This is a genomic window from Rhizobacter sp. P5_C2 (assembly GCF_054049715.1).
Genome location: NZ_JBFULV010000038.1, coordinates 59,097 through 83,032 on the forward strand (window position 1 = coordinate 59,097; position 23,936 = coordinate 83,032).

The 23,936-nt window shown below is 68.1% G+C and carries 22 protein-coding genes; 11 read left to right on the top strand and 11 right to left on the bottom strand.

All coding sequences use genetic code 11. The annotated features are described in order from the left end of the window. From ACXJLU_RS15985 to ACXJLU_RS16020, 8 genes are all read right to left on the bottom strand, one after another. On the bottom strand, positions 1–1,303 hold a 1,303-nt coding region (locus ACXJLU_RS15985; protein WP_457332548.1), incomplete at its 3' end, for an amidohydrolase. Beyond that, entirely contained in the window at positions 1,300–1,551 is a 252-nt protein-coding gene (locus tag ACXJLU_RS15990; protein ID WP_073463348.1) for a DUF1427 family protein, read from the bottom strand. The genes ACXJLU_RS15985 and ACXJLU_RS15990, both read right to left, overlap by 4 nt. A gap of 20 nt (positions 1,552–1,571) precedes the next feature. After that, on the bottom strand, positions 1,572–2,228 hold the full coding sequence (locus ACXJLU_RS15995) for a hydrolase (RefSeq protein ID WP_457332550.1): 657 nt from the start codon (positions 2,226–2,228) through the stop codon (positions 1,572–1,574). Between the two features lie 66 nt (positions 2,229–2,294). Then, positions 2,295–2,984, bottom strand: a complete 690-nt coding sequence (locus ACXJLU_RS16000; RefSeq protein ID WP_457332552.1) for a YoaK family protein — start codon at positions 2,982–2,984, stop codon at positions 2,295–2,297. Continuing rightward, positions 2,981–3,385 (bottom strand): DoxX family membrane protein, encoded by a 405-nt coding sequence (locus tag ACXJLU_RS16005; RefSeq protein WP_073463352.1) that lies wholly within the window; start codon positions 3,383–3,385, stop codon positions 2,981–2,983. The genes ACXJLU_RS16000 and ACXJLU_RS16005 overlap by 4 nt, the downstream gene beginning before the upstream one ends. A gap of 7 nt (positions 3,386–3,392) precedes the next feature. After that, on the bottom strand, positions 3,393–3,998 hold the full coding sequence (locus tag ACXJLU_RS16010) for a flavodoxin family protein (RefSeq protein WP_073463354.1): 606 nt from the start codon (positions 3,996–3,998) through the stop codon (positions 3,393–3,395). A gap of 30 nt (positions 3,999–4,028) precedes the next feature. Beyond that, on the bottom strand, positions 4,029–4,955 hold the full coding sequence (locus tag ACXJLU_RS16015; RefSeq protein ID WP_457332555.1) for an alpha/beta fold hydrolase: 927 nt from the start codon (positions 4,953–4,955) through the stop codon (positions 4,029–4,031). 31 nt (positions 4,956–4,986) lie between these two features. Continuing rightward, positions 4,987–5,754: an SDR family oxidoreductase gene (locus ACXJLU_RS16020; RefSeq protein WP_457332557.1), complete on the bottom strand. Its 768-nt coding sequence runs from the start codon at positions 5,752–5,754 to the stop codon at positions 4,987–4,989. 209 nt (positions 5,755–5,963) lie between these two features. On the opposite strand from ACXJLU_RS16020, the gene ACXJLU_RS16025 reads away from it, so the two are divergent. Continuing rightward, on the top strand, positions 5,964–6,665 hold the full coding sequence (locus tag ACXJLU_RS16025) for a LuxR C-terminal-related transcriptional regulator (RefSeq protein WP_457332559.1): 702 nt from the start codon (positions 5,964–5,966) through the stop codon (positions 6,663–6,665). Positions 6,666–6,680: 15 nt separating this feature from the next. On the opposite strand, the gene ACXJLU_RS16030 is transcribed toward ACXJLU_RS16025, so the two are convergent. Continuing rightward, positions 6,681–6,815: a hypothetical protein gene (locus tag ACXJLU_RS16030; RefSeq protein WP_457332561.1), complete on the bottom strand. Its 135-nt coding sequence runs from the start codon at positions 6,813–6,815 to the stop codon at positions 6,681–6,683. Between ACXJLU_RS16030 and ACXJLU_RS16035 the strand changes: the two genes are divergently transcribed. From ACXJLU_RS16035 to ACXJLU_RS16050, 4 genes are read left to right on the top strand one after another with little or no spacing between them, the layout of a single operon-like run. Further along, the gene (locus tag ACXJLU_RS16035; RefSeq protein ID WP_457332563.1) at positions 6,810–8,942 is read left to right on the top strand and encodes a TonB-dependent receptor; all 2,133 of its coding nucleotides are present in this window, start codon (positions 6,810–6,812) and stop codon (positions 8,940–8,942) included. The genes ACXJLU_RS16030 and ACXJLU_RS16035 overlap by 6 nt on opposite strands. 7 nt (positions 8,943–8,949) lie before the next feature. Next, positions 8,950–9,513 (top strand): winged helix-turn-helix domain-containing protein, encoded by a 564-nt coding sequence (locus ACXJLU_RS16040; protein WP_457332565.1) that lies wholly within the window; start codon positions 8,950–8,952, stop codon positions 9,511–9,513. Then, positions 9,471–11,768, top strand: a complete 2,298-nt coding sequence (locus ACXJLU_RS16045) for an ATP-binding protein (RefSeq protein WP_457332567.1) — start codon at positions 9,471–9,473, stop codon at positions 11,766–11,768. Before ACXJLU_RS16040 ends, ACXJLU_RS16045 begins: the two co-directional genes overlap by 43 nt. Next, positions 11,765–14,257: an ATP-binding protein gene (locus tag ACXJLU_RS16050; RefSeq protein ID WP_457332569.1), complete on the top strand. Its 2,493-nt coding sequence runs from the start codon at positions 11,765–11,767 to the stop codon at positions 14,255–14,257. The genes ACXJLU_RS16045 and ACXJLU_RS16050 overlap by 4 nt, the downstream gene beginning before the upstream one ends. Here the strand turns inward: ACXJLU_RS16050 and ACXJLU_RS16055 are convergent. Continuing rightward, entirely contained in the window at positions 14,254–15,570 is a 1,317-nt protein-coding gene (locus ACXJLU_RS16055; RefSeq protein ID WP_457332571.1) for an MFS transporter, read from the bottom strand. The two genes, ACXJLU_RS16050 and ACXJLU_RS16055, sit on opposite strands and share 4 nt — an antisense overlap. A gap of 86 nt (positions 15,571–15,656) precedes the next feature. Beyond that, the gene (locus tag ACXJLU_RS16060) at positions 15,657–17,120 is read right to left on the bottom strand and encodes an ATP-binding protein (RefSeq protein WP_457332573.1); all 1,464 of its coding nucleotides are present in this window, start codon (positions 17,118–17,120) and stop codon (positions 15,657–15,659) included. A gap of 642 nt (positions 17,121–17,762) precedes the next feature. Here ACXJLU_RS16060 and ACXJLU_RS16065 point away from each other — a divergent pair. The 6 genes from ACXJLU_RS16065 to ACXJLU_RS16090 all read left to right on the top strand — a co-directional run bounded on the left by ACXJLU_RS16065 (position 17,763) and on the right by ACXJLU_RS16090 (position 23,807). Further along, on the top strand, positions 17,763–18,560 hold the full coding sequence (locus ACXJLU_RS16065) for an alpha/beta fold hydrolase (protein WP_457332575.1): 798 nt from the start codon (positions 17,763–17,765) through the stop codon (positions 18,558–18,560). A gap of 61 nt (positions 18,561–18,621) precedes the next feature. Then, positions 18,622–19,887: an MFS transporter gene (locus ACXJLU_RS16070; RefSeq protein ID WP_457332577.1), complete on the top strand. Its 1,266-nt coding sequence runs from the start codon at positions 18,622–18,624 to the stop codon at positions 19,885–19,887. A gap of 108 nt (positions 19,888–19,995) precedes the next feature. Then, a complete protein-coding gene (locus ACXJLU_RS16075) occupies positions 19,996–21,282 on the top strand; it encodes a hypothetical protein (RefSeq protein ID WP_457332580.1) in 1,287 nt (428 codons plus the stop codon). Beyond that, positions 21,279–22,043 carry an Ig-like domain-containing protein gene (locus ACXJLU_RS16080; protein ID WP_457332582.1) on the top strand — a complete coding sequence of 255 codons (765 nt, stop codon included), beginning with the start codon at positions 21,279–21,281 and terminating at the stop codon, positions 22,041–22,043. The genes ACXJLU_RS16075 and ACXJLU_RS16080 overlap by 4 nt, the downstream gene beginning before the upstream one ends. A 78-nt stretch (positions 22,044–22,121) precedes the next feature. Beyond that, positions 22,122–22,913, top strand: a complete 792-nt coding sequence (locus tag ACXJLU_RS16085) for an SDR family NAD(P)-dependent oxidoreductase (RefSeq protein WP_457332584.1) — start codon at positions 22,122–22,124, stop codon at positions 22,911–22,913. A 279-nt stretch (positions 22,914–23,192) separates the two neighbouring features. Beyond that, positions 23,193–23,807, top strand: coding sequence for a hypothetical protein (locus ACXJLU_RS16090; RefSeq protein WP_457332586.1), 615 nt, complete (start codon positions 23,193–23,195; stop codon positions 23,805–23,807). Positions 23,808–23,936: the final 129 nt, after the last annotated feature.

Below are 23,936 nucleotides of genomic sequence, written 5' to 3' on the forward strand. Positions count from 1 at the left end.
CGGTGCCGGCACCGACAGGCAGGCCGGCGTCCAGCATGGCCGTGATGGGCGGCGCCGCCTCGGCAGCCGAGGCGCCGTAGCGCTCGACGAACGCCTCGCCCTGGTAGGCCATGCGGTGCTGCACGGCAATGCCGCCCTGCAGCCGTGCCACGCGGTCGATGTTGGACCGCGAGATGGTCTCGGCATGGTCGAACCACCAGTGCAGGCCGGCAAAGGGCGTGTCGCGGTCGACCTTCTCGAACACGTCCAGCGCGCGGCCGATGGACTCGTCGTAGGTGGCATGCAACCGGAAGGGCCAGCGCTTTTCCACCAGCAGCCGCACCACGCCTTCGAGTTCGCCTTCCATGCCCGCCGGCAAATCCGGCCGATGCTCGCGGAAATCCTCGAAGTCGGCGGCGCTGAACACCAGCATCTCGCCCGCGCCGTTGTGGCGGAACGTGGGCGAGCCAGACAGCGGCGGCAGCATGTCGGTCCAGCGCGTGAAGTCGCCCTTCTCGCCGCCCTTGTTCTGCGTGAAGAGGTTGTAGGCAATGCGCACCGTCAGCTCGTTGCCTGCGGCGAGCTTCTCGATGATCTGGTAGTCGTCAGGGTAGTTCTGGAAGCCGCCACCGGCGTCGATGACCGAGGTGATGCCCAGCCGGTTGAGCTCGCGCATGAACAGGCGCGTGGAGTTGACTTGGTCCCGCGGGTCCAGCTTCGGGCCTTTGGCCAGGGTGGCATACAGGACGAGGGCGTTGGGCTGAGCCAGCAGCAGGCCGGTGGGCGTGCCGTCTGCCTGGCGCTGGATGCGGCCGCCCGGTGGGTCGGGCGTGTCCTTGCCGTAGCCCACGGCGCGCAGGGCAGCGGCATTCAGCAGCGCGCGGTCGTAGAGGTGCAGGATGAAAACCGGCGTGTCGGACGCCACGGCGTTGAGTTCGTCCAGTGTCGGCAGGCGCTTCTCGGCGAACTGGTGCTCGCTGAAGCCGCCCACCACGCGCACCCATTGCGGTGCCGGCGTCACGTCCACCTGCTGTTTCAGCATACCCATCGCATCGGCAAGGCTGCGCACGCCGTCCCAGCGCAGCTCCATGTTGAAGCTCAGTCCGCCGCGGATCAGGTGGGTGTGGCTGTCGATGAGGCCGGGAATGAGGCGCTTGCCCCGCGCATCGACTCGCCGCGTGGTGGGGCCGGCCAGTGCCATCACGGCGGCCTCGTCGCCCACGGCGATGAGGTGGCCGTCTTTCACGGCCAGGGCGCTGGCCTGCGGCTGCGCCGCGTTCAGCGTGGTGATGCGGGCGTTCGTGACGACCAGGTCTGCGCTCACGACTGCCTCTCCTTGGGGGAGGTTTCGATGCCGGTGATCCTGGGGACACAGGTCTGCTTGAACCAGGTGATGCTGACGTGCTCGCGGTTCAACATGCGCAGCGCCAGCGTCCCCAGTTGTTCACCGGTGGCGATGCCCAGCAGGCCGAGCAAGGCGATGGCGGGCGGAGCCGGGGACTTCACATGCAGCACTGCGTAGACCAGGCCGGCCAACAGCCCGGCACCCAGCGACAGGAGATAGACCTTCATCGGGAGCCCCTCGTCCGTGATCAGTGGCCGCGCTCGGACGCCGAGAACATCATCGACGCGTAGGCAATGCCGATGCCATAGGCGCCGCCGTGCTTCTGCGCTATGCCCGTGGTGAGGCCATAGGTCTCGCCACGCGCCCAGTCGCGCTGCAATTCCAGCAGGTACTGCAGCGACGTCATCGGCCGAGCGCCGGCCTGCACCATGCGTTGCAGCGCGTGCTCGTGGGCAGCGGTGCTGACATCACCGCAGGCATCGGCAATCACGCAGAGCTCGAAGCCCTGCTCCAGCGCCGACAGCACCGGGCCGACGATGCACACCGAGGTCCACAGCCCGGCCATGACCAGCCGGTTCTTGTCCAGACGGTTGATCTCGACGGCGATGTGCTCGTCCTCCCAGGTGTTCATCGACGTGCGGTCGATGACCGGGTGGCCGGGGAAGGCCTGCTTGATCTCGTCGAACATCGGTCCGCTGAAGCTCTTCTCTGCCACGGTGGTCAGCAGGGTCGGCACCTTGAAGCCAGCGGCCGCCTGCGAGATCAGCGCCACGTTGTTGCGCAGTTCGATCGCGTCGATGGACTTCGTGGCGAAGGCCATCTGGGACTGGAAATCGATCAGCACCAACGCGTGATTGCTGGGGCTGAGCAGGGCTTTGGCGGGGACGGCTTTGGCAATCGACATCGTGTTCTCCGGCGGGTTGGGTTGCAGTTCATCCAGGATAGAAAACCAGGCGCCCGAGGGCGTCTCTCAGATGGCAGATCCGGTGCTCGCCTCTTTGGCATCCTGGCGACGCGCGAGCCATGCCGCCACGGCCACCAGCGCACTGGCCAGCCAGAGGCAATCGAAGCGCAGCAACGCGTAGCCGGCCGCGCCGAGAGCGGACCCGGCAGCGAAGGCGGCGACGACGGGCCATGACGACGACGCGAGCAGGCGCGTGCCGGCATCAGCTCGTCCGGCGGCCATTGCCAACAAGTCGATGGTGAGCTGGCTGACGTTGCCTGTCATCACGGTGGTCTGCACCCGTCCGGCCAGGCTGGTGCGCATCAACGCGTTCTGAACGCCGATGGCGGCGATGAGCAGAAAGCCGATGACGAACGAGGGCATGTCGTCGGGCTCGTGGGGCACGCCCGTCCAGTGCGGCGCGAGCGCAGCCAGGGCTATGAGCAGGCTTTCCACACCCAGCAGCCAGGTCGAGGCGGCGATCGCACGGCGGCGCATCAGGACCTCAACCTGATTGGCCAGCGCGACGCTGCCGACGAACACCGGCAGCGCGAGGGATTTGGCGAGGATGTCGACGTGTCGATTGGACAGCTCCGCCCCGATGAGCACGAAGTTGCCTGTCACATGCGCGGTGAACAGCCCGAACAGGCCGATGAAGCCGCAGGTGTCTACACAGGCCGCCGCGAGTGCCAGCAGCGCGAGCTGTCCTGATCTCACGCCTCGGGCTCCATCAACGCCGCGTACAGCAGCGCGCCGACCAGCGCGATATGCTCCCAGAAGCCGTTGAACGCCTGCGAGCGGCCCGGCCCCGATGGCAGCCCCCACCAGCGGTGCGCCAGGAAGGTAGCGGCCAGCGTGAAGGCCGCCAATGCGAGACCGCCCAGCCATGCCCACCGTCCGCCGCGGAGCAGCAGCGCGCTACCGCCGAGCTGGAGAGCGATGACCGCAGCCGTGATCGGCGCCTTCGCCACATCGCCGAGCAGTCCGGCCACCTCGGCCTGGGCGCCAGCGAAGTCCGACAGCTTCAGCACGCCACTGATCAGGTAAGGCAGCAGCAGGCTCAGCAACGCGAGGCGTCGCCACGTAGCGGGAAGGGCACGCTTCAACGGGATGACCATGCCGCCCTCACGCCACGGCGGCGCGGCCGGCCACCAGCTGGCGCGCGACGCTGGCCACGCGCTTGCCCAGGTGCTCGGCCGTCAGCAGGTCGGCCAGCGGCGGGGCCAGGTCGGGGCCTTCGTCGGCGTTGGACTGCGCCGCTGCGCCGAGGAAGAAGCCATGCCGGTTGGTGGTCTCTTCGGTGGACTTGGAGTTGTTGTGCCCGGGCGGCAGGCCCAGGTTGACCCAGTGCATGCCATGTTGAGCGGCGAAGATGACCAGCTGCTGCAGCGTGGCCAGCTTGTCACCCGAGCGGGCGGCGGAGTTGGTGAAGCCGGCTGCGACCTTGTCGCGCCACAGGCCGCCCGCGGCGAACACGGTGCGCGACGTGGCGTCCATGAACACCTTGAACTGTGCCGACGCGCTGCCCATGTAGGTCGGCGCGCCGAAGACGATGGCATCGGCCTGGGCCAGAAGGTCCCAGTGCCGCTCGACGTCGTCCGTCGGCACCAGCGTCACGTCGACGTCGCCAGCGGCATCAGCCCCGCGTGCCACGGCCTGCGCCTGCCGCGCCGTGTGGCCGTAGCCGCTGTGATAGACGACGGCCAGGCGGATGTGAAAGGGGTTGTTCATGGACAAATCCTTGAAGATGTGGGGTTGCGTCTACTTGGACAGGAAGTCCTTGACGCCCTGGACGACGGCGGCCGGCTCTTCCTCCATCAACCAGTGACCGGCGCGCGGGATGACGAGCTCCGTGACGTTGGTGGCCGCGTTGCGCATCGCCACGGCTTCCAGCCCGGCGAACGACTTCTCGCCCCCGATGGCCAGCACGGGCATGGTGAGCTTGGTCTTCATCGACTCCAGGTTGTCCTTCGCGTCCTGGCGAAAGGCCTGGAACTGCGACAGTGCCCCCTTCATGGCACCGGGCTGCGCGTAGAGCTGCGCGTAGTGGTCGCGGGTGCCTTCGTCGATCTTCTCGGGCTGGCCGCCGAAGTCGTTGTAGAAGCGGTCCAGGAAGATGCGTTCACGCCCCTGCACGAGGCGGAAGACGTCCTTGCCGTAGAAGTCGAAATGCCACAGCTTGGGGTTGCGGACGACCTCGTCCCACGGCGGAATTCCGGGGGGCGGTGCGTCCATCACGACCAACCGCGTCGTTTTGGTCGGGTACGCAGCAGCGTAGGCGTAGGCCACCATCACGCCGATGTCGTGCCCCACGACGTCAGCCTGGTCGATGCCCAACGCGTCCAGCACGCCGCGGATGTCCTTGGCCTGGTTCTTCTTCTCGTAGCCGTCCTCGGGCTTCGCCGACAGACCGATGCCGCGCAGGTCGGGCGCGACGACGCGGTGGTTCTTGGCCAACTCGATGGCCAGCGGCGTCCACATGTCGCCGGTGTCGCCAAAGCCGTGGATGAGTACCACGGCCGCGCCACTGCCACCGACGCGGACGTGCAGCGTCGTGCCGTTGGTGGCAATGTCCTGCAGCTTGAACGTGGCGGGATAAGGCTTGGGCTGCGCCATCGCGTGCGGCGTGGCCATGAGCGCGGCGGCCAGCAGCGCGCTGCCGAGCAGGTACTTGGAGGAAGAGAACATGCAAACTCCTTGGTGGTTGCGGTTGGGGAATTCAGGTGCGCGTGATGGACAGGCCGCCATCGACCAGCGATGCGGTGCCCGACACGAAGGACGAGTCGTCCGACGCCAGGTAGAGGGCCGAGCGGGCCAGTTCCTCCGGCGTGGCCACGCGCTTGAGTGCATGCAGCCCGGTGATGAAGGCCTGCGACTCGGGCGTGTCGTTCATGTCGCGGTACATGTGGGTGTCGACGGCGCCGGGCAGCAGCGCGTTCACGCGCACGCCCTGCGGGCCGAACTCGGCCGCCAGCGCTTGCGTGAGCCCGATGAGGCCCGACTTGCTGGCCGCGTAGGCCGCCACGCCCGGGAACGCCGCGCTGTAGCCGACGAAGGTGGACGTGAAGATGACCGAGCCACCACCGTTCTTCAGCATCTGGGCGATCTGGTGCTTGGCACCGAGGAAGGCGCCGGTGAGGTTGACGGCCAGCGCGTCGGCAAAGCCTCGCGCCGACACGCCGGTGGACGTGCCCGCCTCGCCCAGCATGCCGGCGTTGTTGAAAGCCACGTCCAGTCGACCGAAGCGCTGCACGGCCAGCGCCACCAGCGCCTGGGCATAGGCTTCGTCGCGCACGTCGCCGGCAAGCGACAGCGCCGTGCCGCCGCGGGCGTCGATCTCGCAGGCCAGGTCCTTCAGCTCGGCGTCGCGGCGCGCCCCCACGACGACCTTCGCACCCTCCGCGGCGAACAGCAATGCGGTGGCCTGGCCGATGCCGGAACTGGCGCCGGTGATGAGAGCGACCTTGCTCTTGAGACGTTGACTCATGTGGAACTCCCGACCTGTGTTTGACGGCCTGAAGGTTGGACGATGGCGGCGTGAAGCGCGAGTGAATCGACGCGATTCGTCGTCAAGGGCCGTGTGAAGGGCGGCGTGAAGCGCCGTGCTCGCAACGCTTCACGTCGCTTCACTGGTCATGGCGCGCCGGCATGCAGAACATGGCCGTKCCGGGCCCGAGCCCAACCCAGGAGAAGACCATGCCGATGCACACCGCCACCCGCGTCCGGGTGACCCACTCCGAACCGCTCGTCAACCGCGGGATCGTGGCCACGCTGGACGCGGACAGCCGTTTCCAGGTGGACGAGCAACGAACGGCCACCGTCGGCCCGGCCGGTGGCGACGCGGCGCTTGTGCATGTGCTCGTCACCGACCTGCCCCTGGGCATTGCCGCGGCGCTGCACCGCGGCCCGGCGGCGCCGGCCGTGCTGGTGCTCTCCCATCTGGATGGCGAACTGAGCGTCCGCGGCGCACTCGAGCGCGGCGTGAAGGGCTACCTGACGCACGACTGCCTGCCCGAGCAGTTGGTGGACGCCGTGATGGCGCTGGCCCGCGGACAACGCTACCTTCAGGGCAGCGTGGTACAGCGCCTGGCCGACACGGTGGCGCAGGACCTGCCGACGCCTCGCGAGATCGACGTGCTGCGCCTGATGGCCACCGGCCTGTGCAACAAGGCCATCGCCGCCGAACTGAACATCGGCTGCGGCACCGTGAAGACGCACGTCAAGGCGCTGCTGGACAAGCTCGGCGCTCGCACGCGCACGGCGGCGGCGGACATCGCCAAGCGCCGCGGCCTGCTGGACCCGGTGGCCGACGGTTTTGCGCCGGACCACCGCCTGCTGCGCCGTCGCACCGGTCCGACGGGCCGCCACTTCCAGGCAGACCGACTCGCGCTCGCCTGAGCGCTTCGCGAAGATTCACGCGGATTCACGCGCGCCCGGCTCGACGCCGTTGATGATTCCACCGCGCGCATTCCCGTCGCGCGGAGGAAGGTTCGCATGTTCGTTGTTGGGGGAGTCGAGGCCGAAGACCGTCAAGCCGGTGCGATGCATCGCACCGCCCGCGTGCTGCTGCCGGTCGCCGTGGCGTTGGGTTCGCAGGCCGTCCAGGCGCAGGCGGAGAACGTACTGCCGCCCGTCCTCATCACCGCCGAGCGCATGCCGGGCACCGCGGACAAGGTCCCCGTGTCGGTGGCCGTCATCTCGCAGGAAGACATCGAGAAGAAGGGGCTCTTCCAGCTCAACGACCTGGTCGGCATCGTCGCCGGCATGGCCGTGCCCAACGGCTACAGCAACATGCCGCAGACCGTCGGCCTGCGCGGCGTGGGCGTGTCCCAACCCGCCATGGCGCAGGCAGTGGGCATCTATGTGGACGACGTGCCGCTGCTGCGCGGCTATGCGACGGCGTTGTGGGACTTGCCCGACGTCGTGCGTTACGAAGTGCTGCGCGGCCCGCAGGGCACGTTGTACGGACAGAACTCGACGGCCGGCGCGGTCAAGCTGGTGTCTGCCGACCCCGATGAGATCGCGGGCTCGTGGATCGGTGTGGGCGTCGGCAACCTGGGCCAGCGCGAGGCGCGCGGGCTGTTCGCCGGCAAACTGACGCCGGACCTCAGCGCCTCCCTGGCCATCTCGCATCGCAGCAACGATGGCTTCGCCTACAACGCCACTCGGCACGAGGACATCAACAAGCTCGACGCCACGCAGTTCCGCGCCAAGGTCAAGGTGCTCATGGGACCGTCGGCCCACATCGTCTTCGCGGTGGACCACCTGCTGGACCGCTCGGACACGAACACGATCAACTTCCCGCTCAACCACCCTGGTGCGGCGCCGCGCGTGTCGTTCAACGCGTCGGACGCCGGCGCGTTCAAGCGCAAGGCGGGCGGTGCTTCGGCGACGGTCGAGTGGGACGTGGTGGCCGGGACCAAGCTGCGGTCCATCACGTCCTATCGGGGCTACACCGACGACCCCACGGTGGCCGACTGGAGCGGCCTCGAAGTGGAACGCTACGAGATCTCGCAGCAGGTGCGCCAGCGCACCTTCTCGCAGGAGTTGCAGGTGACCTGGCGTGGTGACGGCCTGGACTTGGTAGCAGGCGCGATGCTGGTGCGAGATCGCTTCCACTTCAACCGCTACGTCATGTCCTTCCCGGTGGCCGCCGCGGCACCGGGCTACACGCAGGCTCTCACCGACCAGCAGACCCAGGATGTAGGCCTTTACGCCCAGGCCCACCCGCGCCTGAGCGAGCGGCTCTCGGCCACCCTCGGCCTGCGCGCGTACCACGCCCGGCAGGATGCCGCGAATGCCTTCTGGCGCACGAACGCGCAGTTCGTGCCCACGCAACAGGTCTACGACGCACCCGACCTGCACACCAGCGAGGGCGGACTGCTTCCCCGCGTCGGGCTCGACTTCAACGCCACGCCGACAACGCTGGCGTACGCGAGCGTGGCCCGCGGCGAAAAGTTCGCGGGCTTCAACCGCGCGGCGGAGTCGCTGATCTCGGCGGGCGTGGCAGCCCATCCCGAGAAGGTCACGACCTACGAAGCAGGTGTGAAACTGCGCTCCGCACCGCGCCGGCTGAACTTCAGCGCCGCAGCGTTCTACAACGACTACCAGGACTACCTGGCCTCGCTGGGCGGCACCACCGTCAACGGTTCGCTGGTGGCGGACTCCGTCTTCCTGAACGCCGCCAAGGCCCGTACCTATGGGCTGGACCTGGAGGCCGAACAGGGCTTGACCTCGTCCATCAGCGCCACCGGCTCGCTGGAGTGGCTGCGCTCCAGCTTCAAGAGCTTCCTCAATCCCAGCGGGTCCGCCGCCAGCGACTTCAGCGGTCACGAGCTGCCCTATGCCCCTCGCTGGAGCGCCGCGCTGGGACTGAAGGGCCGCACCAGCTCGGCAGGCGGGTTGCTGAGCGCCGATGCGTGGCTGCAACTGATCGCGCCGCAGTTCATCGATGCAGCCAATACCGCGGCCCTGCGCGCGCCGCGCCAGACGTACGTCAATTTCGCACTGGCCTATGCCCCGGACAGCGGACCCTGGCAGGTGTCGCTGCGCGTTCGCAATGCCACGGGCCGCGCCTACGCACTGGCTCGCAACCGCATCCCGCCATTGGGCATCGACGCGGCGTACTACAACGCCCCGCGGACCGTGATGGCGAACCTCAGGTATGAGCTCTAGCGGGGTCGTGGAGGCCCGACCCGGCGCCGCACCGGCGGCCATCGCGTTTGGCCCCTTCCGTTACGACCCGACGCTGCGCGAGATCAGCGACGACCGCGGCCCGGTGCGCGTGGGCAGCCGGGCGCTGCAGCTCCTGGCCGTGCTGCTGGAACAACCCGGGCGGCTGTACAGCCGCGATGAACTGGTCGCCCGCGTCTGGCCCCACACGGTGGTGGAAGAGACGAGCCTGCGGGTGCACATCTCGGCGCTGCGCAAGGTGTTGGGCGACGGCGTGGACGGCTCGCGCTATATCGCCAACGTGCCCGGCCGCGGCTATGCGTTCGTCGGGGAGACGAGGTCCTCGCCAGATCACGTCGGCGGTCAGCGAGCCGTGCCGCCGTCCGGCACCGAATGGGCGACCACCGTCTCGCCCGCTGCACAGCCCCTGCCGCCGAGGTTGACCCGCCCGATCGGCCGCGAGCAGACCATCGTGCAGATCGCCGAGCTGCTGGCCCGCGAGCGGTTGGTGTCCGTCGTGGGGCCGGCGGCATGGGCAAGACGACCGTGGCCCTGGCGGTTGCGGAAGGACTGAGCCGGCGCTTTGCCGATGGCGCCTGCCTCGTCGAGTTGTCGCACCTGTCGGACCCGGCCCTGGTGGCTGCCGAATTGGGCCAGGCGCAGGGCCTGATCGTGTCCCCGGGAGACTCGCTCGCCGTGCTGGAAGCTTCGCTGCGCGGCAAGCAGATGCTGTTCGTGCTGGACAACTGCGAGCACGTGATCGACGCTGCAGCAACGCTCGTCAACCGGCTGATGCGCACATGCCCCGGCGTGCACTTCCTGGCCACCAGCCGAGAGCCGCTCGAGATCGAAGCCGAGTGGGTGTTCAAGCTGCCGCCGCTGGCACTGCCTGCGGCCGACGAGCCGCTGGACCTGCAGGACCTGCTCGCCTACCCGGCCATCCAGCTCTTCGTGGAACGCGCCCAGGCCAACTGCGATTCGTTCGAGCTGACCGACATGCATGCCGCCGCAGTCCGCCAACTGTGCGGCTTCCTGGACGGCATCCCGCTGGCCATCGAGCTGGCTGCGGCGCGTGTGGACAGCCTGGGCGTGCAGGGGCTGCTGCGCCGCCTGGAGAACGCGTTCGAGTTGCTCACGCGCGGCCGGCGCACGGCGCTGTCCCGCCACCGCACGTTGCAGGCGGTGATGGACTGGAGCTATGACCTGCTCAGCGACAGCGAGCGTCTGGTGCTGCAGCGGCTGTCGGTGTTCCGGGGCGCCTTCGACCTGGACGGTGCGGTGGCGATCGCCGCCAGCGCCGAATTGAGCCGACAGCGCATCATCGAGGACGTGCTCAGCCTGAGCGCGAAGTCCCTCATCGTGCACGATTCGGCGGACGACGCCCGGCTGCTGCACCGCCTGCTCTTCATCACGCGGCTGTACGCCGAGAAGCGACTGGCCGCCAGTGACGACGCACCGGCGGTCCATCGGCGGCATGCCACGTTCATCGTCGAAGGCTTGCAGCGCGCGCGGGAGGCCGGTGCCAGCATGTCGCAATACCACTGGTCGCCGGCACTGGGCTCGTCCATCGCCGACGTGCGGGCGGCGATCGAATGGGCGCTGATCGAAGAGCGCGACCTGGGCCTGGGCATCCAGCTGACCGCTTTCGCCAAGCGCACCTACTGCGATGTCGGCATGGTGGAGGAATACCTGCGCTACATCGAGACAGCCTTGACCAAGCTCCCCCGGGCGGGAGTCGACCGGGAGGCTCTGGAGCTGCCGCTGCGCGTCGCCGCGACCTTCATGATGGGTTACGTGCCCGAGGGCAACTGGCACTACCCGGCCGTTTTCTCACGCGTCCGCCAGCTGCTGGGCACTCTGGGATCGGATGACGAGAGGATCGAGGCGCTCTTCGGCATGAGCACGACATCCTATGGCCAGGGTGACTACCGGCTGTCGCTCGCCTGTTGCCAGGAAATCCGCCAGCTCGCCACCGGCCGGTTCGAGCCGCTGTCCATCGCCATCTCCGACCGCATCTCGGCGCTGTGCCTGCATTCACTGGGAGACCACGACGCTGCCGAGCCGTTGGCCTGGCGGGTCATCGCTTTCAACGGCGCGCGCGTGGGCCGGCAGTTCCTCAGCGAGGTACCCTTCGGCGTCTCGATGCGGGTCCAGTTGGCGCGCATCCAGTGGTTGCGAGGAGACTTCGGCCCCGCATGGGGAACGCTGGCACAGGCGCTTGACGGCAGCGCCAACGCACATGTCTTCGCACGCTGCCAGGTGCTGGGCATGGCCGCCGTGCCCATGGCGATCTGGCGGGGCGATGCGGCGTTGGCAGACCGGTGGGTCCAGGAGTTGCGCGGCCTGTCGGAGCGCAAGGGCCTGGCTTACTGGCTGGCCTATGCCCAGGCATTCAGCCGCGCATTGGCGGGTGAGGCGATCCTGCCCGGCAGCGCGGTCGATGCGGCCATGGCCGGTTGCCCGCCGCTGGGCGACATGGTGGCAACGATCCGGGCATCGCGCCCTCCGGCGGCGACGCAGGCACGCGTCGATCAGGGCGCGGTGGGCTGGTGTGCGCCTGAGGTGATGCGCCTGGTGGCGCTCGACGAACACCGCGACGCCCCGGGCTCTGCCGCGGCGCGGTTGCAACAGGCCCTGCAGCTGGCCGGGAAACAGCGCGCGAAATTCTGGATGCTGCGGATCGCGTTGAGCATGGCCGCCATGGCCACGGACAACGGCGCCGTGCCCGGCGCCCTGGCGGCGCTGCGTTCTCTGCTCTCTTCCATCGACGATGGCAGTGCCGTCCCGGAGTTGGTGGCGGCGCGCACGCTGCTGAAAAGCGTCACATGAACGGGCACTTCCACGAACCGGATCCACACGGCGATGCCGCGCCGGCCACGGGGGCTCGGCCGCACGCGCCGGCCCACGTCTCGCTGCCCGATCTGCCTCGACATTTCGTCGGGCGCGATGAAGTGGCCGGCACGCTGGCGAAGACGCTGACCGAGCGGCGGTTGGTGTCCGTGGTGGGACCGGGCGGGCTTGGCAAGACGACGCTCGCCGTGGCGGTGGCACGGCGGCTGTCAGCGACGCTGGCCGGCGGCACCTGCTTCCTGGACCTGGCGCGGCTCAGCGCTGGCGAGGTGCTGGAAGCCGAGCTGGGCCTGGCGCTGGGCATGGAGGGTTCGCACGGCGTGTCGCGCGAAGACCTCCGGCAACGGCTGGCCGGCCGGCAAATGCTGCTGGTGCTGGACAGCTGCGAGACGGTCATCGACGCCGTCGCCAGCCTGGCGGAAGACTTGGCGGCCTCGGTGCCCGGGATCCTGATCCTGGTGACGAGCCGCGAGCCGCTGCGTGCCAAGGGCGAGTGGGTGCACCGGCTCGCGCCGTTGGCATCGCCGCCCGGTGCGGCGGCGCTGCCGCTGTGGCTCGCGATGACCTATCCCGCGGTGCAGCTGTTCTTCCACGTGGCGCAGTCGCGCGACGCCGCATTCGCGCCGACGTCCGACAACATCGAGCACGCCACAGCCCTCTGCGGGCGGCTCGACGGCAGCCCGCTCGGCATCACGCTGGTGGCCTCGCACGCCTGCCGGCTGGGCATGGCCAACATCGCCGCGCAGCTCGGGCCCGAACTGCTGAGCCTCAGCGCCGACGACCAGGCCGACCGGCACAGTTCGCTGGAGGCCGTGCTCGACTGGAGCTACCGCCTGCTGCAGGGCGATGAACAGCGCGCCTTCCGTGCGCTGGCGTGCCTGCGCGGCAGCTTCGAACTGGACACCGCCGTCGCCGTCGCCGGTGGGCCACGGGCCGAGGCACTGGACACCGTGCTGGACCTTGCCGACAAGTCCCTGCTGATGACGCTGCAGGTGGGGGACAACCTGCTGTATCGCATGCCCGACATGACACGAGCCTACGCGAGCGGACAACTGGAGCGCGCCGCCACGCCGGAGTACCGGAGCGCGCGCACGCGGCATGCGCACGCGCTGATGCAATTGCTCGAGGTGGCCGAGCAGCAGTGGAACTCGATGGGCAAGGTCGAGTGGCGCCGCGCGCACGGCGTGTGGATCGAGGACGTGCGTCATGCGCTGGGTTGGGCATTCTCGGATGCGGGCGACTCGCTGCTCGGCACCGAGCTGACGGTGGCCGTGCTCCAGCTGGCCGAACAGACCGGCCTCTTCGCCGGCTTCGACGACTTCGCCCGGCGCGCCTTGAGCGAAGTGAACCGGCTCGACCCGCCGCGGCCCGAACTGGCCGTGCGCATGCACACCTTTCCGGCCTTCGGCCAACTGCGGGTCATCACGGACGAACCGCACCACATTGCCACGCTGGCCAAGGCCTTGAAGATCAGCGCATTCCCCGGCTCGGCGGCCGCGCAGCTGGGGGCGCTGGTGGCGTTGTGGGCCAACAGCTTCCAGCATGGCAACTACCGGGAATCGCTGACCCGCACGCGCGACATCCAGCAGCTGGATCATGCCGACTGGGTGATCGACCTGACCGCCCGGCGCACACGGTCGCAGTCGCTGCACTTCCTCGGCGATCACGCCGCCGCGCGGACACTCGCCGCAGGCGTGCTGGCACAGGCCGACCGGCGGATCCCGTTGATCTACACCCCGTCGCCGGTCAGCGTGGAAGTGTCGATGCGCATCGTGCTGGCCCGCATCCATTGGATCGAAGGTCGTCCCGACCAGGCCTGGCGAATGGTCGAGGAGTGCCTGTCGTTTGCAGAGCAGGATGCGCCGCCGTCCATCTGCCAGGGCCTGGCCCTCGCCGCCATTCCCATCGCGTTGTGGTGCGGTCGCCCGCGGGCCTGCGCCGGCTGGGCCGCGCGCCTGGTGCAACAGGCCGACCGATACGAGTTTCCGTACTACCAGGCCTGGGGACGCCTGATCGAGGTGGTGCTGGATGCCGGCGGCGCCTCGCGTCCGGCCCATGCCGAAGCGCTGAAGACATTGCCGAACGGCCAGCAGACCAAGTACCGCGACCATCTCGGCACCTTCGAGCAGGCGAGCCTGTGCGCCGACACTTTCGTGCGTGCGCAGACCGGCGCCGTGGGATGGTGTGCACCGGAGATCATCCGCCTGCGCGCGGAGCACACGGCCGCGGCCGACGGGCCGGACGCTCAAGCCATTGCCACCGGATTGCTGGAACATGCGCTGGCCCTGGCACGCGCCCAGGGTGCGCTGGGGTGGGAGCTGCGCGTCGCCATCAGCACGGCGCAGCTGGCCCGGCGTTGGGGCCATGCCACGGGAGGCCTTGCGATGCTGCAGTCGGTCTACGCCAAGTTCAATGAAGGCTTCGCGACGCGCGACCTGCGACTGGCTCGCGAGCTGATGGGCGGCTAAGTCACCGCCTGCCGCTGCCGGCCGCGCGGCGAGAGGTAGGTGAGGCCCAACGCCGCCACGATGGTGCACGCGACGACGGCAAACATCGCCTCGGCGCCCTGGTCGTGCAACAGCGGCACCAGCAGCAGCGGCGCCACCGCAGCGCCGATGCGGTTCAGCGCCCACGCGCTCGCCAGGCGCCGGCTCCGGCCTTCGGTCGGAAAGAGTTCAGCGGCGTACAGGTTCAGCGTCGACAGGTAGATGGACGTCGCCATGCCGAACACCGTGGCCGCGGTCAGCACCTGCCACGAGACATCGGACGAGACGAACATCGCCCCCGACAGCGCCAGCACCACCGAACAGGCGGCCAGGCCGTGTCGCCGGTCGATGCGGTCCAGGCTCATGGAGCTGACGAAGTTGCCCGCCATGGGGCCGACCATGGACAGGCTCACCACCATCAGCGCATCGTTCAGCGCGAAGCCGCGCTGCGTCAGAATCGCGCCCGACAGGATGGGAAACGAGGACGTGGCCCACGGGCTCAGCGCGAACAGCGCATACACGAGGTGCTTGGGGCGTTCCTGCTGCAAGCCGGCCACGGCTGCCATCGCGCGCCGCGTCGTGCCCTGCCACGGCAGCACTCGGGCGCGCTCGAATCGACCCAGCGCCTGCACGGCTGCGGCGATGCGGCCACGCACGGCGAGAAAACGCGGCGACTCCGGCAGCAGCGCGGCGGCGCCGGCGGTCAGCACGCACAGCAAGGCCAGCACGCCGAAAGTCAGCCGCCAGGATTCCCCGCCGTGCCAGGTGGAGGTGGCCATGGCCCGCAGGAACATCAGCGTGCAGAAAGGGCCCACGGTCGACAGCCCGATGCACCAGAACGTCATCACACCGCGCTGCTTGGGCGGCAGCACGTCGGCCAGCAGCGAAACGACGAGCGGCGGCAGCACACCGAGAGCCAGGCCGGACAAGCCGCGGCAGACGGTCAACTGCAGGATGTCGTGCGTGAAGCCGGCCGCCAGCGACGTGGCGGCGATCCAGAGCAGCACACCGATCAGCACGCCCCGACGCCCGATGCGGTCGGCCAGCCAGCCGAACAGCGGTGCACCCATGACGGCGCCCACGTAGACGGAGGACAGCAGGGCCGACAGCTCACCGGACGACGCCTTGTTCGCGCCGCTGGAGAAGATGGCCGACAAGGCACCGCTCAGCGACATCTCGCTGATGGTCACCGTCATGGCGAGCGTGCACACCAGCACCAGCCAGCCGTGCAACCACGTCAGCGGCAAGCGATCCAGTCTGGAGCCGATGTCGGGCGTGTCATGAACAGCAGCCAAGGTATTCTTTCCTGTCGTGTGAAGCGCCGGACCTTAAGCCATTGCCGCCACGGCCGGATCGTGCCTCTCCGCGGATTCACGACGATTCACATCGCGGCCGCAGCCATCGCCGACGGGCGGCAGGCGAGACGCTGCAATTCAAGCGCATGTCGCGCCCGAACGCCCCCGTCGTCCGGCAGCTCTGCCAATCGCTCCATCGCATACAGGCGCGTCGTGTTCAGCAGCCGGTAGCAGGTACCGTCGTCCAGCTCGCAGCCCTGCGGGCAGGGCTGCAGCAGCGACTTGTCCACCAGCCGCAGCACGGCATCCTCGATGCTGGCCGCACCTTGCGACCGCTCTACCACGGCCACCGCGCTGGTCAGCGAGAACGGTGCGTCGAAGACCGCGAGACTGCGCAACACGCGTCGCTCCAGGTCGTCGAGCAAGCCATAGCTCCAGTCGATGGCGGCCCGCAACGATTGGTGTCGCAACTGGGCACCGCGGCGCCCGCGGGTCAGCAGCAGCAGCCAGTCGTCGGGTCGTGCGAGCAGCCCTTTCAGGCCCACGGCGGGCATCCGCCACGCGGCGAGTTCCAAGGCGAGCGGCACGCCGTCGAGCTGGCGGCACAGCTCGCGCAGGTCCGGCACGTCGGTGTCGTCGAACACCACGTTGTCGGACGCCGCCCTTGCGCGCTCGACGAACAGGGCGACTGCGGGCGACTGCAGCGCTTCGGCCAGCGTCCTCACCGTGCCTGGCGCAGCGGCCAGCGGCTCCAGCCGCAGCACGTGCTCGCCCGCCACGTTCAGCGGCTCGCGGCTGGTGCAGATGAGCCGCAGCCGCGGCGCTTGGGCCGCGATGGCTTCGGCCAGCGCAGCCGCTTCCTCCAGCACGTGCTCGCAGTTGTCCAGTACGAGCAGCAAGTCCGTATCGCGCAGGGTCGGAATGAGCCGGGGCAGGTCTGCGCCGGGCCAGCCCAGCGCGCCGGACACGTGTGCGACGACACCGCCCCCGCGGACCTGGGAGAGGTCGACCCAGCGGGCACCGCGGAAGAAGCCCGGTGCGTTGAGTGCCAACGCACGCTGGGCCGTGCTGGTCTTGCCCATGCCAGCGGGGCCGACGATGCTCACCACCGGGCAGCGTTGCAGCATCGTGGCCAACGTGGCCAGCGTTGATTCGCGCCCCGCCAACGGCGGCAGCATGGACCGCTCGACCTCGGCCGGCGACGCAGCTGAGCCACGGCGCTGGCGGCTGACCTGCCCGACAAAGCTGTAGCCCCGGCCCGGCACGTTGGCGATGTAGCGACGCCCGGTGGCGCTGTCATCCAGCGCCTTCCGCAGCGCGGCAACGTGCACGCGCAGGCTGGATTCCTCGACGAAGGTGCTCGGCCAGACGCGCGAAACCAGGTGGTCGCGGCTCAGCACTTCACCGGCCTGCTCCACGAGCGCGATGAGCAGATCCAGCGCCCGACTGCCGAGCACCACGTCCTCATTACCTCGCGACAACGAGCGACGGCCCACATCCAGCGTGAAGCCGTCGAAAACGTAGACCTGACTTTCCGAAGTCATAACCATGGAAGCGCGTGACATCAAGGCCGCAAGACAACAGACCGAATCGTACCTGCCGCGCGCGGGGATCGCTTCCGAGCACGGGATGTTGCTCCGACCAGTTGTCAAAGCGACAACGACAACGCCGCGGCGGCTCGCTGGAGCACAAGCGGGAGGCCTGCGCTGTAGACGGCTCGCACCAAGAAAAAGTGCCGTGACTGCCGAGGCATTCAGGCTCACGGCATTCAGGCCGGACGCGGCGTTACGCACGGCTCGACTCCAGCAGGCAGGTGGCGCCCGGGCGCAGCTCGCCGAACCTCGGGAGGCCGTGGATGAATCGCGACAGCTCCAAACGCCAGGACATCGCGCACTCCGCCGTGAATCGCTTGACGAATGTGGGACCGGTTCGCGCGGTCGACACCCTCCGAATGGAAGAGGCCGGCACTGCCATGTGGGAGGCGCACGTTGTGTTGCGTGTGCCTAGCCTTCGGGAATACCACCGACCAGGACTCAGGCCATGTGCTTCGACGCCACCCACTGCCCCCGGTTGCGCACAGGCCTGTCGGCCGTGCTCGACGTCGCCCGGCTCGACCGTTTCATCGCCTCGGCCTGACTTTGAAGTTTCCTCCAACGCCGCCGCTCGTCGGCACCTTCATGAAAGAACGTTCCATGCTGAATCTCATCAAGCTCTCCATCGCCGCTGGTGCCATCGCCCTCGCGGTCGCTCCCACGCCGGCCGCCACTCTCAAGCCGACCATCGTGCTGGTTCATGGTGCCTTCGCCGGCTCGTCGAGCTGGAACGGCGTCGTTGCCGAATTGACCAAACTGGGCTACCCCGTCATCGCTGCCGCGAACCCGCTGCGAGGCGTGGCCAGCGATGGCGCCTATGTTGCCTCGCTGACCCGCTCCGTCGCCGGCCCGGTCATCCTGGTCGGCCACTCCTACGGCGGCGCCGTCATCTCCGCTGCGGCCAACGGCCTGCCCCATGTGAAGGCGCTCGTGTTCGTTGCCGCGTTTGCACCGGACCGGGGCGAAAGCGCCCTCGACCTGACGGGCAAGTTCCCCGGCTCTACGCTGCCGCCTGCGCTGGCTGCACCGGTCAAGCTCGAGGATGGCGGAGAGGACCTCTACGTCCAGCAGGACAAGTTCCCGCACCAGTTCGCGGCCGACGTGCCGCTGGCCCAGGCCCAGGCCATGGCCGCCACACAGCGCCCGATCAAGGCGGCCGCGCTGTCGGAGGCTGCTCCCTCCCCAGCCTGGAAGACCATCCCGAGCTGGTCCATCTACGGCACGGGCGACCTGAACATCCCGCCGCAGGCGATGGGCTTCATGGCCGAACGGGCGCAGGCCAGGAAGACCGTCGTGGTGAAAGGCGGCTCGCATGCGTTGATGGTGTCCCACCCGCGCGAAGTCGCCGCGCTGATCGTCGACGCCGCACGTTCGATCGACGGCGACACCGCTCGCTGATGGCCTCGTCAACCGTCGGGACGCGCATGCGTCCTGGCCCACCCCTTTTCGAGGAGGTCGCATGAACAACTCACAGACGCGGAACGCGAGCATTCCCGCCAGGGATGGCAAGCGTTCCTCGATGGCCATCTACGCGCTGACGCTTGGCGCGTTCGGGATCGGCACCACTGAATTCGTCATCATGGGCCTGCTGCTGCAGCTCGCCGCAGACTTGCAGGTCACCGTGCCCACCGCCGGCCTGCTGATTTCCGGCTACGCGCTGGGCGTATTCATTGGCGCACCGCTGCTGACCGCATCGCTGAGCAAAGTGCCGCGCAAGACGGCGTTGCTGGCGCTGATGGTCATCTTCACGCTGGGCAATCTGGCGTGCGCGTTGGCGCCCAACTACGCGGTCCTGATGGTCGCGCGGGTCGTCACGTCGCTGGCGCACGGCACATACTTTGGCGTGGGCGCCGTGGTCGCCACGAGCGTGGTGTCGCCGGACCGCAAGGCCGCGGCGTTGTCCACGATGTTCACCGGGTTGACGGTTGCGACCTTGCTGGGTGTGCCCGCGGGTTCCTGGTTGGGCCTGCATTTCGGATGGCGATCGACGTTCTGGGCGGTGTGCGTGATCGGCATCGCTGCGATGACGGTCATCGCGCTGTTCGTTTCGGCGCGCGAAGCCGGGTGCGGCAGCGGCGTCTCGTTGAAGGAGGAGCTCAAGGTGCTGGGACGGGTGCACGTGCTGCTGGGCCTCGCTGCCACGGTCTTCGGCTTCGCCGGCGTGTTCGCCGTCTTCACGTACATCCAGCCGCTGCTGACCCAGGTGACGGGGTTTGCCGAAGCAGGCGTGTCGGTGATCCTGCTGATGTTCGGCGTCGGGATGATCCTGGGCAACGTCGTCGGCGGCCGCCTGACCGACCGCGCGCCGGTGCGCATGCTGCTGGGCTCGCTCGCGGCCTTGGCCATCGTGCTGGTGCTGATGGGCTTCGCCATGGGCAACCGCGTGGCCGCCGTCCTGTTCGTCGGGCTGCTGGGTGCAGGCGCGTTCGCCACGGTCGCTCCGCTGCAGCTTCGCGTGCTGAACCAGGCCCAGGGTACCGGACAGAGCATGGCCTCCAGCTTGAACATCGCTGCCTTCAACCTCGGCAACGCGCTGGGCGCTTGGTTGGGCGGCGTGGTGATCGAACACGACCGCGGCCTGGTCAGCCTCCCGTGGATGGCAGCCGTGCTGACGCTGGGTGGCTTGGCCGTGGCGGGCTTCAGCGTATGGCGCGAGCGCGCCGCAGAACAGGGTGGCGTCCGGTCCGTGCGACTTCCTGGGGTGTCTTCCGGTGGTCGACTGTAGTCCCCGCCGGGCATGACCCGAAGGAGAGAGGTACGCCTCGCCCGACGGAGGGTGGGCGCGCCATCGGATCTGCCTGAAAGTGATTCCACCCTTTGAGGAGCACCCTTCATGAATCCACAGCCCCATTCTCCGCAGCCCGGCGCGTCGACCAGGAAAGCCCGGGCCGTCCAGGCGCTGCGCCTGATGGTACTGGCGCTGGCCCTGCACGCGTCCCACGCCATTGGCGCGCCCGTGCTGTCCGCCGGCAAGATTGCGTTCGTCGATGCGAACACGGTGGTCGTCGCGGACTGGCGTGGCGGCCAGTTGCACGCCATCACGTTGCCACCCGTTGCACCCGGCGCTCCGGTGCCGTTCAACGTGAGGGACGTGTCCGGCGCCATCGCGCGCACGCTTCACACCCGTTCCGAGAGCCTGCGCTTCGAGGACATGGCGGTGCGACCGGGCAGCGAAGTCGCCTACATCTCGCTGTCGGTGGACGGCAAGACCGCGAGCGCGTTGCCAGTACCCGTGCTGGTGTCGGTGGACGCCTCCGGCAAGGTGCGCATCGTCAACCTGGACCAAGGCAGGCGCAAGTCGGTTGCCATCGGCAACCTGCCCGCCGCTGACAAGCGCCTGTGGCGCGACACGCCGGCGGCGAGCTTCACCGTGACCGACATGAAGTACCACGAGGGAAAGCTCTACGTCGCCGGGCTGTCCAACGCGAGCTTCGCGTCGACGCTGCGGATCTTCGATTTCCCGTTCAGGGGCAGGGCCGCCGTCAGCAGCGTGGAGATGTACCACCCGGTGCACAATCAGTTGGAAACCCGCGCACCGATACGCAAGATGGTGATCACCAGCCTCAACGGCGAGCCGACGCTGATCGCAGCGTTCACCTGTTCTCCGCTGGTGACGATCCCGTTGAAGGACCTGAAGGATGGCGCCCACATCGCCGCCAAGACGGTCGCCGAGTTCGGCTGGGGCAGCGCACCGGCCGGCATGGTGATGTTCGACGCCGGCCAAGGGCCGATGGTGCTGCTGACGCACTCGCACAAGTCCGCCGACCTGTTGTCGGTCGCCGACATTGCCGACACGTCGACCAAGCCCGGCTTGTCCACGCCGATCAAGTGGCCTGCCGAACCGACCTTGGGGCTGAAAGCCACCTACGTGCCGATGCGCGTGGCGCACCTCGACAACCAGGATGCCAACTTCTTCGCAGCGCTTCGCCGCAATGAGGCCAGCGGCGCGATGGAGCTGGTGTCGATGCGCAAAGGCCTGTTCCTGCGCCTGAGCGACTTCATCAACGAGTACGACTTCGCGGACTTCAACTATCCGGCGAACGACAACTGGCGCGACGTGCACCGCATGCTGCGTAACGACGAGGGTTATGGCGACCTGGCGCCGCCGCCCAAGCCATGATGCCGGCGCGCCATCTTGTCTCGATGGTGGCCCTGGTGGGCGTGTCCGTGGCCGGGGCTGCTTCGGTCGAGATTCATCCGGCGGGCCCGACGGTTCCTGAGAACCTGCTGAGGATCGAGCTGCGCTTCGAGCAACCTCAGCGCCTGCCCTTCGACATCGCGCGCCTGAAACTGCTCGACGCCAACGGCCGGGAAGTCCAGCACGCGCTGCTCGACCTGACCTTGCCGAGCGCGGATGGTCGACGCATCACCGTGTTGATGGACCCCGGCCGTGTGAAGAGCGGGGTGGGGCCGAACCTGGACGCGGGGCGGGCATTGCAAGAGGGTTCGACCGTCAGTCTGCGCTTGGTGGGCATTGATGCCGCCCAGCCACCCGTGGTCAAGACGTGGCAGGTGACTGCCGGCGCTTCGCGTCCTCTGCGGCCCGAAGCCTGGAAGCTCGCCCTGCCGCGTCGCGACAGCCGTGACGCATTGGTGGTCGATATGCAGGTGCCCATCAGCTCGGTCGGCGAGGCGCTGATCGCGGTAGTGGATGGACACGGGCGCCGTGTGGACGGCACGACGTCCCTCGCCGAAGGCGATGCGACCTGGCGCTTCACACCGTCGCGCCCGTGGGCGGCGGGCACGCATCGGCTGGTCACGCACCCCGACCTGGAGGACCCCGCAGGCAACAGGCGCTGTGCAGCCTTCGAGACGTCCATCCAGCTCACCAGCCCCTGCGAGGGGACAAGCCTTGCTTTCACGCCGACGAGCGCCAGCTGAGGGGAACATCCTCCTCTTCCACCACCGGTCCTCCGGCCGGTGTCCATCACGCAAGTTCGCCCATCAAGGAGAAACAACATGGATCTGAAACTCAACGGCAAGCTGGCTCTGGTCAGCGGCAGCACGGCAGGCATCGGCTACGCCATCGCGCACACGCTGGCCCAGGAAGGCGCGCGCGTCGTCGTCAATGGGCGAACACAATCCACCGTTGATGAAACCGTCGCTCGCATGCGCTCGGAGACAGGCGGGTCGGTCGAAGGCTTTGCGGGAGATCTGAGCGGCGCCGAGGCGGCCCACGAAGTCGTTCGCCGCCATCCCGGCATCGAGATCCTGGTCAACAACCTCGGCATCTTCGAGCCCAAGGCCTTCGAGGACATTCCCGATGAAGACTGGATGCGGTTCTTCGACGTCAACGTCCTGAGTGGCATTCGGCTCGCACGCCTCGTGCTGCCGGAGATGAAGCTCGCCAACTGGGGGCGCATCATTTTCATTTCCAGTGAAAGCGCGGTGCAGATTCCGGCCGAGATGATCCATTACGGCATGACCAAGACTGCACAAATTGCGGTTTCCCGCGGGTTGGCGGAGTCGGTATCCGGCACGGGCATCACGGTCAACAGCGTGCTGCCGGGGCCGACGAAGTCACGCGGGGTTGGCGACTTCGTGCAGGATCTGGCGCGCGCCAGTGGCAAGAGCTTCGACGAAGTCGAGGCAGAGTTCTTCGACAAGGTGCGGCCGACCTCCCTCATCAAGCGTTTCGAAACGCCTGAGGAGGTCGCGTCGCTCGTCGCCTACGTGGCAAGTCCTCTCGCCTCTGCAACTACGGGTGCCGCACTTCGTGTGGACGGCGGCGTGATCAAGAGCGCCTTCTGATTGCTGCCGATGCACGGCATTTGCGGCTGGGCCCGAACGCAGCCGATGCGTAGCGATGCGAACGCACTCCCGGGTTGCAATACGCCTCGCCGCTCCCTTTTCTCATTGATGCCGTGGAGGGGGTTCGAGTCCGGTCCCCGGATCGCGAACGCGCGGAGTCGCCTGTCGACAACGAGGCGCTGCTGCCGAGCGGCAACAGTCGGCCAGTTGCGGGTATTGGCGATAGACTGCTTTTGGGCACGCCAACGGCATGCCACCAATGGCGAGGGCCGCCGGAGCATGGCGCATTACTGGATTCTGATTCGCCGTAGCCTGTGCCTGCTCGGGGCCTGCCTCTTTGCCCTGATGGTGCTCAGATGGCTGATTGTCGTGCTCACCGCCACCGATCTGCACGGCGCGGTCATCGACTCGGTGACGGCACGGCCTGTTGCGCACGCGCTGGTCGTCGCCAGCCGTGCACGGACTTCGATATCCAGCGTCGACGTGGGGCGGGCCCAGATCGCCGAAGTTCGCACCGACGCGCATGGCCGCTTCGAGGTGGAACTGAGAAGTCGCAGTGCAAGCGTCCTTCTGGGCGACATCACGGTCGTCGTGATGGCTGCGGATCATCTGCCTGCGGTTGTCAGTCCCGGCGCCCCGCCGCCATGGGTCGATCGCATGACAGGTAACGCGAGCGGGGACCTGATCGTGAAGCTGGCAACCTCCTCCGCGCCGATGCCCGCTGAAATCGTGGACGAGATGAAGGCTCACTTTGGCCACCTGTACGGACGAAGCCCGATTGCGTGCGCGTTGATCGAAGTGCCGCAGTACACCAACTACATGGACAGCTTCGAGGTCCTCAGGCCGGATCGAAAGCTTGCTGATCGCAAGGAAGAAGAGGGATGCGATGACTAGTGAGAGACGCCAAGACGATAACTGCTGCGAGAACTCGACGCCGCTAAACAGGGCTGCCCGTATTTGCCGGCTTTGCCTTGTTCGTTGCCGTCATGCTCGCAGTGTCTCGTCTCGCCGGATTCCTTCCCA